Origin of the sequence: Pseudoxanthomonas japonensis, assembly GCF_043632995.1 — a bacterium.
GTDB classification, from domain to species: Bacteria; Pseudomonadota; Gammaproteobacteria; order Xanthomonadales; family Xanthomonadaceae; genus Pseudoxanthomonas_A; species Pseudoxanthomonas_A japonensis.
The window spans coordinates 1,855,114-1,870,658 of record NZ_CP171632.1; the positions used below are offsets into that span (position 1 = coordinate 1,855,114).

Genomic DNA, 15,545 nt, shown 5'->3' on the forward strand with positions numbered 1-15,545 from the left:
AAATGGGAAGGGCTTATTCGGCGACGTTGCCGCTGCCGAGCTTGTTGACCAGTGCGTCCGCGACCAGCTTCAGCTGTTCCTCGACGTGCTCGGCGAAATGGCCGGCGGCGGGCGAGGGCGAACGCGGGCGACCCGCATAGTCGAGTGTCTGCTTGTCGGACAGGCAGGCCTGCAGGTGGTGCTTGATCTGGTACCACGCACCCTGGTTCTGCGGCTCTTCCTGGCACCAGACCACCTCGGTGGCCTTGTTGTAGCGCTTGAGCTCGGCGGCCAGCTGTTCGCGCGGGAACGGGTACAGCTGTTCCACGCGCAGGATGGCGACGTCGTCCTGGCCACGCTTCTGCGCGTCTTCCAGCAGGTCGTAGTAGACCTTGCCGGAGCAGACGACGACGCGCTTGACCTTCTTGGCGTCGGCGGTGGCGTCGGGGATCAGGTGCTGGAACTCGCCGTTGGCCAGCTCGTCCAGCGTGGACACCGCCAGCTTGTGGCGCAGCAGCGACTTCGGCGTCATCACCACCAGCGGCTTGCGGGTGGTCATGCGCATCTGCCGGCGCAGCATGTGGTAGGCCTGCGCGGGCGTGGTCGGCACGCAGACCAGCATGTTCTCCAGCGCGCACAGCTGCAGGAAGCGTTCCAGGCGCGCGGAGCTGTGCTCCGGACCCTGGCCTTCGTAGCCGTGCGGCAGCAGCAGCGTCAGCCCACTGATGCGGCCCCACTTGGCTTCGCCGGCGGCGATGAACTGGTCGATCACCACCTGCGCGCCGTTGGCGAAGTCGCCGAACTGCGCTTCCCAGATGCACAGCGTGTTGGGATCGGTGGTCGAGAAGCCGTATTCGAACGCCATCACCGCTTCCTCGCTGAGCAGCGAGTCGATGATGGTCGCCTGCTCCGGCTGTTCGACCAGCTGGCGCAGCGGCAGGTAATAGCTGTCGGTCTTCTGGTCGTGCAGGATCGCGTGGCGGTGGAAGAACGTACCGCGACCGGCGTCCTGGCCGACCAGGCGCAGGCCGTTTCCTTCCGACAGCAGCGTCGCGTAGGCGAGGTTCTCGGCGAAGCCCCAGTCTGCCGGCTGTTCGCCCGCCGCCATCTTCACGCGGTCCTCGTAGATCTTCGCCACGCGCGGATGCAGCACGACGCCGGCCGGGATGGTGGTGATGATCTTGGCCAGCGCGTCCAGCGCCTTGCGCTTGACCCGGGTGTCGACCGGGTCGCTGAGCTTGCCGGACAGGTATTTGGACCAGTCGATGGCCAGCTCGTCGCCCTTCTGCTTGGCGAGTTCGGTGGTGTATTCGCCCGAATCCAGCTTGTTGCGGTACGCATCGGCCAGCGCCTTGCCGCCTTCGGCCGGGATGACGCCGGCGCCTTCCAGCTTGGCGGCGTACATCTCGCGCGTGGTCGCGTGCTTGCGGATGGTCTGGTACATCACCGGCTGCGTGGCAGCGGGCTCGTCGGCCTCGTTGTGGCCGTGGCGGCGGTAGCAGACCAGGTCGATCACCACGTCCTTCTTGAACTGCTGGCGGAAGTCGTACGCCAGCTTCGCCACGAACACCACCGCTTCCGGATCGTCGCCGTTCACATGGAACACCGGGGCGCCGACCATCTTGGCGACGTCGGTGCAGTACAGCGTGGAGCGCGCGTCTTCCTTGTTGCTGGTGGTGAAGCCGATCTGGTTGTTGATGACGACATGCAGCGTGCCGCCGACGGCGAACCCGCGCGCCTGCGACATCTGGAACAGCTCCATCACCACGCCCTGGCCGGCGAACGCGGCGTCGCCATGCATGATGATCGGCAGCACGTTCTGGCGGGCGGCGTCGTTGCGGCGCTCCTGGCGCGAGCGCACGCTGCCGGCCACGACCGGGTCGACGATCTCCAGGTGCGACGGGTTGAAGGCCAGCGCCAGGTGCACCGGGCCGCCCGGCGTCGCGATGTCGGCGGAGAAGCCCATGTGGTACTTCACGTCGCCGGCGTGCGCCAGGTCGTTGTCGTGCTCGAACTTGCCCTCGAACTCGTCGAACAGCTTGCGCGGGCTCTTGCCCAGCGTGTTGACCAGCACGTTCAGTCGGCCGCGGTGGGCCATGCCGATCACGATGTCCTTGACCCCGCCTTCGCCGGCGCTGCGGATCATGGTGTCCATCAGCGGGATCAGCGCATCGCCGCCTTCCAGCGAGAAGCGCTTCTGGCCGACGTACTTGGTGTGCAGGTAGCGCTCCAGGCCTTCGGCGGCGGTGAGGCGCTCGAGCGTGCGGCGCTTGGCGTCGTCGGACAGGCCGAACTGGCCGCCGGCGGTCTCCAGGCGCTGGTAGAGCCACTGGCGCTGCTCGACCTCGGAGATGTGCATGAATTCGACGCCGATGGGACCGGTATAGGTCGCCTTCAGGCGGGCCAGCAGGTCGCGCAGCTTCATGCGCGAGTTGCCGCCGACGTTGCCGGTGCTGAACTCGCTGTCGAGGTCGCGATCGGACAGGTCGTGGAAGGACAGGTCCAGGTCCGGCGGATTGACCGGCGGGGTCAGGCCCAGCGGGTCGATCTGTGCACCGAGGTGGCCCCGCGAACGGTAGGCGGTGATGAGCCGGCCCACATTGCGCTCGCGCTCGTCGCCGCCACCGGTCGCGACCACGCCCTTGCCGGCCTGGCGGGCGGCATCGGCGACCTGCTGGATGACCACCGAGTGCGGGACATCACCGGCCTCGCGGCCCTTGAATCCGTCGAAGTAGGCCTTCCACTTGGGGCCCACGCTGTCCGGGGCGACGAGGTACTGCTCGTACAGGTCTTCGACGTAGGAGGCGTTGCCTCCGTTGAGCTGCGAGGATTGCGCGAACTGCTTCAGGAGATTGTCCACGATGGGATTCGGTGGGGTAGTCGAGGGGCGCTTGCGGTCCATGTCGTGCGATGTCCCACGGACATGGACGAAAACCCGGAAATTATACCCCCATGCCGGGAAGCGGGCGTAACCGGATTGGACTAAAGACGCAGGATGCCGGCCCGCGGGGGCGATGCGCCACGCAAGGAGGCGGGGGTGTTCAGATACCGAGTGCGCGGTACTCGCTGACCGGCCGCGCACGTTCCCACATCTGCGAGAACTCCTCGCGCAGCTGGCGCGCGCGGCCCGCGTGCGACAGTCCCGCTTCGCCGTCGAAGCGGTGGCCAAGCGGCCGGAAGTAGTAGCCGTGGTCGTCGTTGGCGACGAAGGCGGCGGTGTAGGGCAGGTCCACGGGGTCCTGCACTTCGCGGAAGGCGAACACGCTGGGCAAGCGCTGGCCCAGACCGATCAGGGGTGCCAGCGCCCGCTGCGGGGTGGCGGCGTCCTGCAGCAACAGCTGGACCTGCGCGCCCGTCTGGCGCGTGGCGAAGCGGCGCAGGGCGTCGACGACGGCGGGCGCGTCCCACAGGCCGGGGTCGAGCGCCCGGCTGTAGACCACCAATGCGCGACGGGCCTGCGCGATGACGGCCGTGGTGATGGCCACGGCCTCGGCGCGGTGGGCGATGCTGCCCGGTCCGGCCAGCACGCGCCGCATGGCCTGGTGTTCGATGCCGGCCTCGATGAAACGCTCGCCCTCCGGCAGGAAGCCATGCCGGGCGTAGAACGCCTCGGCGGCGACCTGGGCATGCAGCGACACGTCGGGCCATTGGCGCCGGCGGGCTTCGTCCAGCAAGGCGACCAGCAGGGCATCGCCAACGCCACGGCCGCGCCAGGCCGACAACACGGCCATGCGGCCGATCCGGTGCTCGGGCGTCAGCCGCGCCGTCCCGATCGGGGCACCCGAGGCATCACGGGCCACCACGTGGTGGCTGAGCGGGTCCAGCGCGTCGCGCTCCAGCTCGCGCGGCACCTGCTGTTCCTGCACGAACACCACGTCGCGTACCTGGTGGACCGCGCCCGCATCGGTGGCGTAGTCGATGGCGTCGACGTGGTAGTCGCGCGTGGCGCTCATGCGTCCTCGTCCTCGCCTTCCTGGTCGTCGCCGGGCAGGGCCAGCTGGTAGTGGCCCTGCGCCGCCAGTGCCATCACCGCATCGCGGCCGGCCTCGCTGAGCGCGGCGTAGGCGGCGCCGTCCAGGCCTTCCAGGGCCGCGAGCTGCTGGGCTTCCTTGACCGGCAAGGCGTAGTCCACGCCATTGCAGAACAGGGTTGCGCCCTTGCGCCGCCGACGCCAGGCGACGCGCGAGAACGGATGGCGCAGCAGCTGCGCGCCCCGCTGCAGGTCCCATTCCATCTCGATGCGCGACGGCGCATCCGGCGCCGGCATGACATCGCCGGCGGCACGGTAGGTGGTGATGAAGCGGCCGAACCAGTCGCCGACCAGGTCCGGATCGTTCATGCGCAGCGCGTTCAAGGCTTCGACCACGCGCTCCATCGCGCGGGCGTCGATCTCGTTGGGGTCCTGCGGCGCGGTGAGGTCTTCGTCGTGGTAACGGATCGCGTCGTCCGCATCGGCGATCAGCGTATCCAGGTAGTCGCCGATCAGTTCGGCCGACGACGGCGCACGCATGCCGACCGAGAACGTCAGGCACGGATTCTCGGCGACACCGTGGTGCGGGACCAGCGGCGGCAGGTACAGCATGTCGCCCGGCGACAGCACCCATTCGTGGGTCGGGTCGAAGCGGCGCAGCAGCTTGATCGCCACGTCGTCCTGGAAGGCCAGGTCCGGTGCCGGCTTCCCCATCGCGACGCTGGCATCGATCATCCAGCGCCGCTCGCCCTGCGCCTGCAACAGGAACACGTCGTAGTGGTCGACGTGCGCACCCACCGAACCGCCCGTGGCGGCGAAGCTGATCATGATGTCATCGACGCGCCAGCGCGGCAGGAAGCGGAACTGTTCGAGCAACTGGCGGACATCGGCATCCCACTTGTCCACGTCCTGCACCAGCAGGGTCCAGTCGTGGTCGGGCAGGCCGGGGAAGTCCTCCTCCTGGAACGGGCCCGTGCGCACGTCCCAGACGCCGCTCGCCTTGTCCAGGCTGATCATGCGCGCCAGCACGCCCTCTTCGCAGGCCAGGCCGGCGAGGTCCTCCGGTTGCACCGGTGTCTCGAAGTCCGGGAACGCGTTGCGGATCAGCAGCGGGCGCTTGTGCCAGTAATCGCGCAGGAAACGCTCGGCCGGCATGCCGAGTGGCTGTTGCTGCGTGGCGTCCACCTCGAAGGGCAGGTGCTTGGGGCGACGGGAGGATGTGGTGTTCATCGGGGGGAGGCTTTCAGCAGAAAGGAAGGGCGGCAGCATTCACCGCAGGGCGACGGTCGTCATTGCGTCCGATCAAGGCGCAGGCACGGGGGGCTTCGACGCTTCGTCCGCGAGCCGCTTGTCCAGCCGCTGCGTCGCGGTCCGTGCATAGGTGCGGCAGGCGCTGCTGTCAACCAGCGGGCGGTCGGCGCGGGGACCGATGCGGGACCAGAGTTGGCTGGCCGACGGATGTGGCGTCACCAGGATATCGCACTCGAGCGCCGCGACCCGCGCCAGCGTCTCGCGGAACGCCGCCACGTAGCCGGGATGCGCCGCGTCGTCACTGTAGCGGTACACGTCGTCGGAGATCGCGGTCAGGCTGTCGGCGTAGACCATCTGCCGGCAGTCGTCGCCCTCGCACGAGCGCCAGGTCCAACTGGTGCCGCCGGGCGTGTGTCCCGGCGTGGAAACGACCTGCAGGGCGAGCGGACCGACACGCACCACGCCGTCGTCGTCGAGTACGACCACCTGCTGGACCGGCGCGAACGGATCGAGTACCTCATGCTGCGGATCGCTGCGATCGCTGGCGCCGCGCTTGAGCGTGGCAACGGCAGGGGAACGCGCATACACCGGCGCGCCCGTGGCCTGCTGCAACTCGGCCAGGCTGCCGGCATGGTCGAAGTGCTCGTGCGAGAACACGATGGCACGCACGTCCTCCGGCTTGAAGCCGAGGGCGCGGATATTGGCGAGGATCTGCGGGCCGGCCTGCGGCGTGGCGGCGTCGACCAGGATGTGGCCTTCATCGGAGGTCACCAGCAAGGCGCTGATGCCGCACGTGCCGACGTACCAGGTGTTGCCGTAGACCTTCAGTGGCGTGGCAGGATCGTTCCAGTCGGCGTCGTCCGCACAGGCCTTGGCGGCAGAGGCATCGGTGGCGAGTACAGCGAGCGGGAGCGCGAGGGCAAACATGCCGCAGAACAGGAGGGGGCGCATCATCAAGTCCATTTCATCTTTGAAAGAGCCAACTTGCTCAAGTATCGAAGCCCAAGGAGCCAGCCACTGGCTGGCCCTTGGACCACTCACACATCCAATATCGACCACCCGTGCCTCCTGCAAGATGGACGACAAGGTCGTCAGGTCGCTCTCGCCACAGGAAACTCAACCTAGAAATGGTCAGGCCGGCGGCCTCAGCCGCGTGCCGGACGATCTCAGGCCTTGCATCGACTTCATCCTGCAAGAACGACGAGACCTTCGACTCGAACTCGTCATAGCTACTAACGATAAGCGACGCGGCTTGCCGAAGTTCGGGAGCCAGCTGCTGCACCTCGTCTCCCTGCCACTCGGCAAACAAACAAACTTCAACTTCCGGATGATCTACCAGCGGATGCCCAATCCATAGCTCCGAGTCTTCATCCAGGAAAAGTGAGCCAAGTCCGCTGACGGAAGTCTTGATATCCAAACCCGAAAAATCGCGAATCTCGCGACGTCTATGTCTATCAACTGGTTCAGTTAGTTCCCGCTTAGCTATAACAACATACCAACCAACCGCGAGCGTGAGCGCTAGCAGGCCGAAGGTTATCGCTCCTTTCCCTAGAAACACTGCGGACAGGAGAAATACAAAAATCATAATCACAAGAACTTGGACCGCCTGGCGCAGAGATCTTCGCGCTTGCTTATTGGTCTCGTTGGTCGTCATTCGCACCCGCGCTCGCCACTGCATGTGGCGATCCCGTCGTAGCCGCGATTGACGAACTGCAGCAGGCACCAGCCATGACCCCAGGGATCGGCCAGGCGCACGATGCGGCCCCAGTTCGCTTCGCGGATATCGGTTTCCTGCATCAGCCCGGCCCGCAGGGCGCGGTCGAGGGCAGGCTCAAGGGAATCCACCACCACGTCCAGGTGCACGGGCGTCCAGTGGCGGGTGTAGTCGCGGGGCATGTCGGCGGCGGCGATGGAGCCGGCGGCGTTCTGCAGGAGGTAGATCGGCGCCTGCGCACCGAGCAATTCCACACCACCGTCGCCGAAGCGACGCCCGGCACTCAGCCCGAAGGCCTGCGTATACAGCGCTTCCGCGGCGGGCAGGTCGGGAACGTCGATGTTGATCAGCAGGTGCATCGCCGTTCCTTTGTATCCCGCGCGTCAGATGGTGCGTGCGAGCCGCTCAGCGAGACCCGTGTAGCGGCCCGGCGCCATGTCGCGCAGACGCTGCTTGTCGTCGGCCGGCAGGTCGAGCGATTCGATGAAGGCGCGCATCGAGTCGGCCGTGATGCCCTGGCCGCGCGTCAGCGCCTTCAGTTGCTCGTAAGGATTCGGCAGGCCATGGCGGCGCATGACGGTCTGCACGGCTTCGGCCAGCACTTCCCAGGCGGCGTCGAGATCGGCGTCGAGGCGCTGCGGGTTCACTTCCAGCTTGCCCAGGCCCTTGGCCAGCGAGTCCAGCGCGACCTGGGTGTGGCCGAACGCGGTGCCGAGCGCGCGCAGCACCGTGGAGTCGGTGAGGTCGCGCTGCCAGCGGCTGATCGGCAGCTTGGCGCTGAAATGCTCGAACAGCGCGTTGGCGATGCCGAAGTTGCCCTCCGCGTTCTCGAAATCGATCGGATTGACCTTGTGCGGCATCGTCGACGAACCGACTTCGCCTTCCTTCAGGCGCTGCTTGAAGTAGCCCAGCGAGATGTAGCCCCAGATGTCGCGGGCCAGGTCGATCAGGACCGTGTTGGCGCGGCGCGCGGCGTCGCCGATCTCGGCGACGTTGTCGTGCGGTTCGATCTGCGTGGTGTACGGGTTGAAGACCAGGCCCAGGCCTTCGACGAAGCGTTGCGCGAACGCCGGCCAGTCGACATCCGGATAGCTGGCGACATGCGCGTTGTAGTTGCCGACCGCGCCGTTGATCTTGCCGGTCAGCTCCACCGCGGCGATCTGCGTACGCTGGCGCTCGATGCGCGCGACGACGTTCGCGATCTCCTTGCCCAGCGTGGTCGGCGACGCGGTCTGGCCGTGCGTGCGCGACAGCATCGGCTGCGCGGCCTGCGCGTGCGCCAGTGCGCGCAGCGTGGCGGCCACACCGTCCAGCGTCGGCAGCAGCACCTCGCGGCGCGCCTGTTCCAGCATCAGACCGTAGGACAGGTTGTTGATGTCCTCGCTGGTGCAGGCGAAGTGGACGAACTCCAGTGCCGGCGCGAGTTCGGCGTCGTCCTTCAGCTGCTCCTTGATGAAGTATTCCACCGCCTTGACGTCATGGTTGGTGGTGCGCTCGATCTCCTTCACGCGAGCGGCATTCGCCACGCTGAAGCCGTTCGCCAGGGCGCGCAGCTTGGCCTGCTGGGCGGCGGAGAAGGCGGGCAGTTCGCTGATGCCTGGCTCGGCGGCCAGCGCCAGCAGCCACTCCACCTCGACCTTCACGCGGGCGCGGATCAGGCCGTACTCGGAGAAGATCGGGCGCAGCGCGTCGACCTTGCCGGCGTAGCGGCCATCGAGCGGGGACAGGGCGAGCAGGGACGAATCCGACATGGGGGACGAGGGCGGCTGAAAGGGAGCGTTCCATTTTACCCCGGGAAGGCCTGCTTCCGGCCTGGCGTATCCTGTGGCCCCCGCCAGCCACCGGCCCCGTGCCGGTGCGCACGCCGTGAATCCCTCCAGGAGACGGTTGATGACCAGCAAGAAGACCGCGGGCAAGTCCCGTGTTGCACGAACCCGCATCGAACACGACAGCATGGGCGAGCTGCGGGTGCCCGCCGAGGCGTTGTGGGGTGCGCAGACGCAACGGGCGGTACAGAACTTCCCCATTTCCGGTCGGCCGATGCCGCGCGGTTTCATCCGGGCACTGGGCCTGGTGAAGGGGGCCGCTGCCGAGGTCAACGCCGGCCTGGGTCTGCTGCCGAAGGGCAGCGCCAACGCCGTGCAGAGCGCGGCGGAGGCGGTGGCCTCAGGCGAATACGACGCGCATTTCCCCATCGACGTGTACCAGACCGGCTCCGGCACCTCGTCCAACATGAATGCCAACGAGGTGATCGCCACGTTGGCGACGCGCGCCGGCAAGACGGCCGTGCATCCGAACGACCACGTCAATCTCGGCCAGAGCTCGAATGACGTGGTCCCCACGGCCCTGCGCGTGGCGGCGCAGCTCGCGGTGGTGGAAGACCTGCTGCCGGCCATCGCGCACCTGCGCAAGACCATCGATGCGCGCGGCAAGGCGCTGGGCAAGGTGGTCAAGACCGGTCGCACGCACCTGATGGACGCCATGCCGCTGACGTTCGGGCAGGAGTTTTCGGCCTGGTCGGCGCAGCTGTCTTCCGCGCAGGCCCGCATCGAGGACACGCTGAAGCGCGTGCGACGCCTGCCGTTGGGCGGCACCGCCATCGGCACCGGCATCAACGCCGATCCGCGCTTCGGCGCGCGCGTTGCGAAGGTGCTGTCGACGATGACGAAGACGCGCTTCGAAAGCGCCGCCAACAAGTTCGAAGGCCTCGCCGCGCAGGATGACGCGGTCGAGCTCTCCGGCCAGCTCAGTGCACTTGCTGTCGCGCTGACCAAGATCGCCAACGACCTGCGCTGGATGAACTCGGGTCCGCTTGCCGGCCTGGGCGAAGTCGAACTGCCGGCGCTGCAGCCCGGCAGTTCGATCATGCCCGGCAAGGTCAATCCGGTGATTCCGGAAGCCACGGTGATGGTCTGCGCGCAGGTGATGGGCTACCACACCGCGGTGACCGTCGCCGGGCAGACCGGCAACTTCCAGCTCAACGTCACCCTGCCGCTGATCGCGAACAATCTGCTGGACGGCATCCAGCTGCTGTCGAATGTGTCGCGCCTGCTGGCCGACGACTGCATCGCCGGGCTGAAGGTGCGCAACGACCGTGTGCAGGAAGCGCTGGACCGCAATCCGATCCTGGTGACCGCGCTCAACCCGGTGATCGGTTACGAGAAGGGCGCTGCGATCGCCAAGCAGGCCTACCAACAGAACCGGCCGGTGCTCGACGTCGCGCGCGAGGTCACCGGACTCCCCGAGAAAACGCTCAAGCCGCTGCTGGACCCCGCCGTGCTGGCGAAGGGCGGCATTCACGGCAAGCCGGGCGGTGGCGGCGGCTGACGAAGACGCCGGCAGGGCGCTGGTGGCCGGAGGCGATCAGGGCGTGGGAGCAGGCGCCGGCGCCGGTTCCGCCGCGGCGGCATCGGCCTCCTGCGCCGCGTCGCCTTGTGTCGCCTTGACGGCCTGACCGACGGTGCGGCCGATCTCCTGGCCGGCCTCGCGGTGTTCGTCCTGCGAGGTGCGGCATTCGGCGATGTCGTCCAGTTCCATCCCGGCATAGGGCTGGAAGGCGGGCAATGCCGCGGCCAGGTCCTGCTGCGCCTTGTACAGGCCGGGCAGGTGGTCGCAGATCTTCATGGCGTGCGCTTCGATCTTTTTCCCTTCCGCTTCCATCTCCCGGTCGATCTGGTCGGGATTGCCGCTGAAGATGCCCCTCACGACGGCGCCGACGGCCTTGCCCGCGAGCTTGGCGCCTTCCTTGCCGGTCGCAATGCCGGCATCGGCGATGCCCCCGAGTTCCCGGTGGTAGGCGACCAGCAACGCGCGTTGCTCGTCGGTGACCGGCACCTGCTTGCCGTCGACGATGAAATCGCCCTTGGCCGATATCTCGGCACGCGGATGGCCGCTGGCGCTGAGCTTCAGGTTCTGGCCCCACAGCGCGCTGGACCGGACGGCGTCGCTGTCGTCATCGCTGCCCTTCGAACAGGCGGCGAGCAGCAGGACAGCGGACAGGGCGAGTGCGAGCGTACGGATCATCATGGTCGTTCCTCCGGGATCAACGGCGCTTGGGGATATCGATCTGGCCCTTCACGCCCTCGTGGTCGACATCGCCGCTGCCGACCGAGCGCACGGTCAGCGCGCCACCGACGTTGCGCACGTCCACGCCGCCGGAGCCCACCGAACCGACGACCACGTCGCCGGCGATGTCGCGCAGTTCTGCGCCACCCGAACCGATCGAACCGATGTCGACGCTGCCACTGCGCGACAGGCGGAAACCACCCGAGCCGATGCTGCCGACATGGGTGGCGCCCTGCACGTTGTCGGCGTCCACGTCGCCCGAACCGATCGAGACGACCTTCAGGCTGCCGGCACCGTGGATGTCGATGTCGCCCGAGCCGACCGACGCGGCGGCCAGTCCGCGGATGTTGCGCCCCACGGCGTGGCCGGAGCCGACATCGGCACTGAATACCGGCGCGCCGGTGACCTCGGCTTCACCCGAGCCGACTTTCACCTGCACGGACAGGTGGTCGGGCAGGGTGGTGGTCAGGTTCATGTAGGCGTAGTTGCTGCCGAAGAAGATGCCGCTGGACTTGCCGTCGAAGTACATCCGCACGATCAGCTTGTCGCCGGCACGCCGCTGTTCGATCTTCAGGTTGTCCAGGCGGTCCGCATGGCTGCTGCAGGCCCGGCCCTTCATCGTCGCCGGCGCACCGGCGCGCGACGCCACCGTCAGGTCGTGCGGGCCGACGTCGAACACCACGGTCTTCGCGTCGCCGATGTCGAGCGTGAGCTGGCGCGGCGCTTCGTGCTTGCAGTAGCGGTCTGCCGCCAGGACGGGGCTCGACACGGTCAGCAGTGCGAGCAGCGGGGTGGCGAACAGGGCGGTACGCATCATCGGGTCTCCGGGAGCGGGGCAGGGCGGGGAACGGCGATGGCGGATCTATCGCATCGCGAATTCGCGGCGCAGGTCCTTCTCGCAATTCTCGGCATCGTCCGCGTCCAGCGTGGCATAGGGGCGGAATTGCGGCAGGCTCGCCGACAGGCGCTGCTGGGTCGCGTGCAGGTCGGGCAGGGTGCGGCAGATCTGGCGCACGCCCGGTTCGACGGTTTCCTTGACGGTCTTCTCGATGCGCCGCTCCAGGTTGCCGGTCATGGCACTGACCATCAGGCTGAACAAGCCGCGGTCGACCGCCTCCAGCGCCACCTGCGCGCTGCGTTCGCCGATGTCGATGCCGGCCTTGGCGATGTCGATCACCTGGTGGCGATAGCGCAACAGGTCCTGCCGCTGGCGGCCGTCGATGGCGACGGGCTTGCCCTCGATCAGGAAGTCGCCCTGTGGCGTGATTTCCGCCTTCGGCAGCACCTTGTCGTCATCGGCGCGGCGCTTGCCGGACTTGCTGAAGTGCAGGTTGTCGCCCAGTTCCAGGTTGTCGGTTTCCAGCTTGCGGCGGGCGTCGGCCAGTTCCGCGCGCACTTCATTGCGCGCATCGGCCAGGTCCCTGCTGATCTCGCTTCGGATATCCGTGTCCTTGGCATTGGCGACAGGCGCGGCGAGCGGCAACAGGCCGACGAACAGCAACGGCATCAGGACACGATGGATGGACAGGGTACGCATATCCGGTTTCTCCCCAGAATGGAATTCGATGGATGTCGAGGTCGTGGAAGCCTGGCCACGTGTGCGCGGCTGCGCGTTCAGAAGGTCCAGAGGCCGTTGCCGTCTTCGTCGCCGCAGTCGTCCACGTCGGACTGGTCCATCGTGGCGTAGGGTGCGAACTCGGGCAGGGCGGCCGACAGTGCCTGCTGCGCCGTCAGCAGGCCGGGCAGGCGCGTGCACAGTTGCGCGACCATCGGCTTGAGCTTGGCCTTGGCCTGTTCGCCTGCCTGCTTGCCGATATCGTCGCCGCTCTGGCCGGACAGCATGCCTTTCAGCGCGGTGGCGGCGGCATCGATGCCGACGCGCGCGCCCTCCAGTCCGATCGCCATGCCGTCGCCCACCACGCCCAGCAACTCGTGCCGGTACGCCAGCACCAGCGCCTTCTGTTCCGGCGTGGTGGCAATGCGCTTGCCTTCGATCAGCAGATCGCCGGCGGGCGTGATCTCCGCCTTCGCCAGATGCTGCGTCGTGTCGCGATTCAGCGACAGGTTGGCGAGGGCCAGCTTGTCGCGCGCGGTGGCGATCTCCTGGCGTGCCTTTTCCATCTCCTGGCTGGCTTCGCCCAGGCTGTTGGCGGCTTCGTCCATCGCCTTGGCGGCGACACCCGTGGGCGTCTTGCTGCTGTCTGCCGGCTGGCAAGCGGCGAGGGCCAGCATGCCGACGACGAGGAGAGGGCGCATGAGGGAAAGAGAGGTGTGCATATCCATGTCCTTGTCAGCGGCGGGCCGGTCGTGGCCCGCCTGAGGGGGCGTGTTTATTCGCTCTCGCGCCAGCGGCGCAGGTAGATCGCACCGGCGATCAGGGCAACACCGATGACGGCGCCGATCCACAGGTCGGCCGTCGCGAACGCCTCCCAGCTGCGGGTCAGGTCGATGGCGTTGGCCAGGTCGTCCGGCGTATTGAAGTCGGCGTGCGGGTTGGTCGCGCCGCCCGGCAGGGTGGGGAACCAGGCGCCGGGCAGGATGCTCAACAGGCCGCGGTAGACCACCGTGTACCAGATCAGGTCGTGGCGGACCGCCAGGCTCGGCAGGATGTCGGTCATGCTGATGATCACGCAGGCCAGCACCGGCACCAGCACCGCCCACAGGAACGGCTTGCTGCGTGCCCAGGCCGAGCAGAACATCAGCCAGCCGATCGTCGGCAGCGCCCACAGCATGTACACGGGCAGCGAGGCGATGACGCCGCCGATGATGCGCAGCGGATGCGAGTGGGTGAAGACCGCGCTGCCCACGGGCAGTCCATTGACCGAGACGGTCAGGGCGAAGATCAGCCACATCGCCACGCCGATCACGATACCGACGCCTACCGCCAGCAGCGGTGCCAGCACCAGCGCCCAGGCCAGCTTGGACAGCACCATGTGGGTATCGGACACCGGCAGGGACTTCCAGAACAGCACGCTGCGGTCGCGGCGGTCGTCGTACAGAGTGCCCAGCGCATAGAAGAAGACCACGAAGGCCAGCACCACGCAGGCCAGGATCACGCCGCCCAGCAGCATGCCGTCGCCGATGCCGCCGACGATCTGGTGGGCCTTTTCCGGCGCCTCTTCGATGCTGAAACCGTCGCCGTTCAACTGGCCGCGTGCGGAAATGCTGCCGATGACGGCGAGGATCAGGTTCAGCACCAGGAAGATGCCGCCGGTGATGACCGGTGCCCAGAAAAAACCGCCGCGGTTCTCCCAGAACTCGCGCTTCAGCAGCCACGTGAACGCGCCCGGCTTGGAGGATTTGCCCAACGTCGAAGTCACGGCGTTCATGCGTAGGTTCCTTTCATGATGGCGACGAACAGGTCGGCCAGGCCTGGGGTGCGGGTTTCGCCGAGGGCGGCGAGATGCCCCTTCGGTACGCCGTCGAACAGCAGCACGGTCTTGCCGAAGGGCAGGGCGCGCTCGTCGATGGGCTTGAGGGCGCGGGCCTGGTCGACGGCGTCGCCGCTGACCAGCACTTCGGTGTAGCGTTCGGCGACTTCTTCCATCTGCGATGTCAGCACGATCCTGCCGTCGCGGATGAACATCACGTCGGTGAGGATGTGCTCGATCTCCTCCACCTGGTGCGTGGTGACGATGATGGTCTTCTGCTCATCGAAGTAGTCCTCCAGCAGGCGCTGGTAGAACTGCTTGCGGTACAGGATGTCCAGGCCGAGCGTGGGCTCGTCCAGCACCAGCAGCTTGGCGTCGATGGCCATCACCAGCGCCAGGTGCAGCTGCACGATCATGCCCTTGGACATCTCGCGCACGCGCAGGTTGGGCTTGAGCTGGGTATTGGCGATGAAGCGCTCGCACTTGGCGCGGTCGAAGCGCGGGTGCACGCCGGCGACGAAGTCGATGGCTTCCTTGACCTTCATCCAGCGCGGCAGCACGGCGACGTCGGCGATGAAGCAGACATCCTTCATCAGCTCGTCGCGGTCCTTGCGTGGATCCAGGCCCAGCACCTTCAGCTGGCCTTCGAACGGCGTCAGGCCCAGGATGGCCTTCAACGCGGTCGTCTTGCCGGCTCCGTTCGGGCCGATCAGGCCGATGATCTTGCCGGCTTCGATCTCGAAACTGGTGTTGTCCAGCGCAAGCTTGTTCCTGTAGGCCTTGCGCAGGCCGTGGGCCGACACCACGGTGTTGGCGATTGCAGCATTCATCACTTGATCCCCTTGGATTGCAGCAACTCTTCGATGGACAGGCCCAGGCGCTCGATACGCTCGGCGACGGCCGGCCACTCCTCGGTCAGGAACCGCTCGCGCTCGCTGCCGCGCAGCTTCCGGGCGGCTTCGTCGGTGACGAACATGCCCAGGCCGCGGCGCTTCTCGACCAGGGCTTCATCCGCCAGTTCCTGGTAAGCGCGCGAAACGGTAATCGGATTGAGCTGGTACTCGGCCGCCACCTGGCGGACGGAGGGCAGCGCATCGCCCGGCTTCAGGATGCCGTCCAGCATCATGGCGATCACGCGGTCCTTCAGCTGACGGTAGATGGGAGCACCGTCGCTCCATTGGATGGGCGCCATGGG

The 15,545-nt window shown here is 67.2% G+C and carries 14 protein-coding genes and 1 pseudogene; 1 reads left to right on the forward strand and 14 read right to left on the reverse strand.

The genetic code is table 11. The annotated features are described in order from the left end of the window. Positions 1–13 precede the first annotated feature (13 nt). The 7 genes and pseudogenes from ACGHX3_RS08470 to purB all read right to left on the reverse strand — a co-directional run bounded on the left by ACGHX3_RS08470 (position 14) and on the right by purB (position 8,665). Positions 14–2,839, reverse strand: coding sequence for a 2-oxoglutarate dehydrogenase E1 component (locus ACGHX3_RS08470; RefSeq protein ID WP_249720424.1), 2,826 nt, complete (start codon positions 2,837–2,839; stop codon positions 14–16). A gap of 181 nt (positions 2,840–3,020) precedes the next feature. Continuing rightward, positions 3,021–3,932, reverse strand: a complete 912-nt coding sequence (locus ACGHX3_RS08475; protein ID WP_394697093.1) for a GNAT family N-acetyltransferase — start codon at positions 3,930–3,932, stop codon at positions 3,021–3,023. Positions 3,933–3,934: 2 nt separating this feature from the next. Continuing rightward, a pseudogene (locus ACGHX3_RS08480) lies at positions 3,935–5,179 on the reverse strand (JmjC domain-containing protein); the annotation flags it as partial. A 72-nt stretch (positions 5,180–5,251) separates the two neighbouring features. Beyond that, positions 5,252–6,154 (reverse strand): PJM family subclass B3 metallo-beta-lactamase, encoded by a 903-nt coding sequence (gene blaPJM, locus ACGHX3_RS08485; RefSeq protein ID WP_394697094.1) that lies wholly within the window; start codon positions 6,152–6,154, stop codon positions 5,252–5,254. 34 nt (positions 6,155–6,188) lie between these two features. Continuing rightward, positions 6,189–6,854, reverse strand: coding sequence for a hypothetical protein (locus ACGHX3_RS08490; RefSeq protein ID WP_394697095.1), 666 nt, complete (start codon positions 6,852–6,854; stop codon positions 6,189–6,191). Next, positions 6,851–7,273, reverse strand: a complete 423-nt coding sequence (locus ACGHX3_RS08495) for a VOC family protein (RefSeq protein WP_394697096.1) — start codon at positions 7,271–7,273, stop codon at positions 6,851–6,853. The genes ACGHX3_RS08490 and ACGHX3_RS08495 overlap by 4 nt, the downstream gene beginning before the upstream one ends. A 24-nt stretch (positions 7,274–7,297) precedes the next feature. Further along, positions 7,298–8,665: an adenylosuccinate lyase gene (gene purB, locus ACGHX3_RS08500; protein WP_394697097.1), complete on the reverse strand. Its 1,368-nt coding sequence runs from the start codon at positions 8,663–8,665 to the stop codon at positions 7,298–7,300. Between the two features lie 139 nt (positions 8,666–8,804). On the opposite strand from purB, the gene ACGHX3_RS08505 reads away from it, so the two are divergent. Further along, positions 8,805–10,241 carry a class II fumarate hydratase gene (locus ACGHX3_RS08505; protein WP_394697098.1) on the forward strand — a complete coding sequence of 479 codons (1,437 nt, stop codon included), beginning with the start codon at positions 8,805–8,807 and terminating at the stop codon, positions 10,239–10,241. Between the two features lie 36 nt (positions 10,242–10,277). Here the strand turns inward: ACGHX3_RS08505 and ACGHX3_RS08510 are convergent, their stop codons facing one another. The 7 genes from ACGHX3_RS08510 to ACGHX3_RS08540 all read right to left on the reverse strand — a co-directional run bounded on the left by ACGHX3_RS08510 (position 10,278) and on the right by ACGHX3_RS08540 (position 15,542). Continuing rightward, the gene (locus tag ACGHX3_RS08510; RefSeq protein WP_394697099.1) at positions 10,278–10,940 is read right to left on the reverse strand and encodes a DUF2884 family protein; all 663 of its coding nucleotides are present in this window, start codon (positions 10,938–10,940) and stop codon (positions 10,278–10,280) included. Positions 10,941–10,956: 16 nt separating this feature from the next. After that, positions 10,957–11,796 (reverse strand): hypothetical protein, encoded by an 840-nt coding sequence (locus ACGHX3_RS08515; protein WP_394697100.1) that lies wholly within the window; start codon positions 11,794–11,796, stop codon positions 10,957–10,959. A 45-nt stretch (positions 11,797–11,841) separates the two neighbouring features. Continuing rightward, complete coding sequence (locus tag ACGHX3_RS08520) at positions 11,842–12,516, reverse strand: YggN family protein (RefSeq protein ID WP_162338666.1); 675 nt, start codon at positions 12,514–12,516, stop codon at positions 11,842–11,844. A 77-nt stretch (positions 12,517–12,593) separates the two neighbouring features. Beyond that, the gene (locus ACGHX3_RS08525; protein ID WP_213603983.1) at positions 12,594–13,235 is read right to left on the reverse strand and encodes a hypothetical protein; all 642 of its coding nucleotides are present in this window, start codon (positions 13,233–13,235) and stop codon (positions 12,594–12,596) included. Positions 13,236–13,309: 74 nt separating this feature from the next. Next, positions 13,310–14,308, reverse strand: coding sequence for an ABC transporter permease (locus ACGHX3_RS08530; protein ID WP_162338664.1), 999 nt, complete (start codon positions 14,306–14,308; stop codon positions 13,310–13,312). Next, positions 14,305–15,180, reverse strand: a complete 876-nt coding sequence (locus ACGHX3_RS08535; protein WP_394697101.1) for an ABC transporter ATP-binding protein — start codon at positions 15,178–15,180, stop codon at positions 14,305–14,307. The genes ACGHX3_RS08530 and ACGHX3_RS08535 overlap by 4 nt, the downstream gene beginning before the upstream one ends. Continuing rightward, complete coding sequence (locus ACGHX3_RS08540) at positions 15,180–15,542, reverse strand: GntR family transcriptional regulator (protein ID WP_062356164.1); 363 nt, start codon at positions 15,540–15,542, stop codon at positions 15,180–15,182. Before ACGHX3_RS08540 ends, ACGHX3_RS08535 begins: the two co-directional genes overlap by 1 nt. Positions 15,543–15,545: the final 3 nt, after the last annotated feature.

Bases quoted from the DNA above. Each gene is read 5' to 3' on its own strand.
- purB (WP_394697097.1), bottom strand. From the start codon at position 8,665: ATGTCGGATTCGTCCCTGCTCGCCCTGTCCCCGCTCGATGGCCGCTAC.
- ACGHX3_RS08515 (WP_394697100.1), bottom strand. From the start codon at position 11,796: ATGATGCGTACCGCCCTGTTCGCCACCCCGCTGCTCGCACTGCTGACC.
- ACGHX3_RS08540 (WP_062356164.1), bottom strand. From the start codon at position 15,542: ATGGCGCCCATCCAATGGAGCGACGGTGCTCCCATCTACCGTCAGCTG.
- ACGHX3_RS08530 (WP_162338664.1), bottom strand. From the start codon at position 14,308: ATGAACGCCGTGACTTCGACGTTGGGCAAATCCTCCAAGCCGGGCGCG.
- ACGHX3_RS08535 (WP_394697101.1), bottom strand. From the start codon at position 15,180: ATGAATGCTGCAATCGCCAACACCGTGGTGTCGGCCCACGGCCTGCGC.
- ACGHX3_RS08520 (WP_162338666.1), bottom strand. From the start codon at position 12,516: ATGCGTACCCTGTCCATCCATCGTGTCCTGATGCCGTTGCTGTTCGTC.
- ACGHX3_RS08505 (WP_394697098.1), top strand. From the start codon at position 8,805: ATGACCAGCAAGAAGACCGCGGGCAAGTCCCGTGTTGCACGAACCCGC.
- ACGHX3_RS08525 (WP_213603983.1), bottom strand. From the start codon at position 13,235: ATGCGCCCTCTCCTCGTCGTCGGCATGCTGGCCCTCGCCGCTTGCCAG.
- blaPJM (WP_394697094.1), bottom strand. From the start codon at position 6,154: ATGATGCGCCCCCTCCTGTTCTGCGGCATGTTTGCCCTCGCGCTCCCG.
- ACGHX3_RS08510 (WP_394697099.1), bottom strand. From the start codon at position 10,940: ATGATGATCCGTACGCTCGCACTCGCCCTGTCCGCTGTCCTGCTGCTC.
- ACGHX3_RS08490 (WP_394697095.1), bottom strand. From the start codon at position 6,854: ATGACGACCAACGAGACCAATAAGCAAGCGCGAAGATCTCTGCGCCAG.
- ACGHX3_RS08475 (WP_394697093.1), bottom strand. From the start codon at position 3,932: ATGAGCGCCACGCGCGACTACCACGTCGACGCCATCGACTACGCCACC.
- ACGHX3_RS08495 (WP_394697096.1), bottom strand. From the start codon at position 7,273: ATGCACCTGCTGATCAACATCGACGTTCCCGACCTGCCCGCCGCGGAA.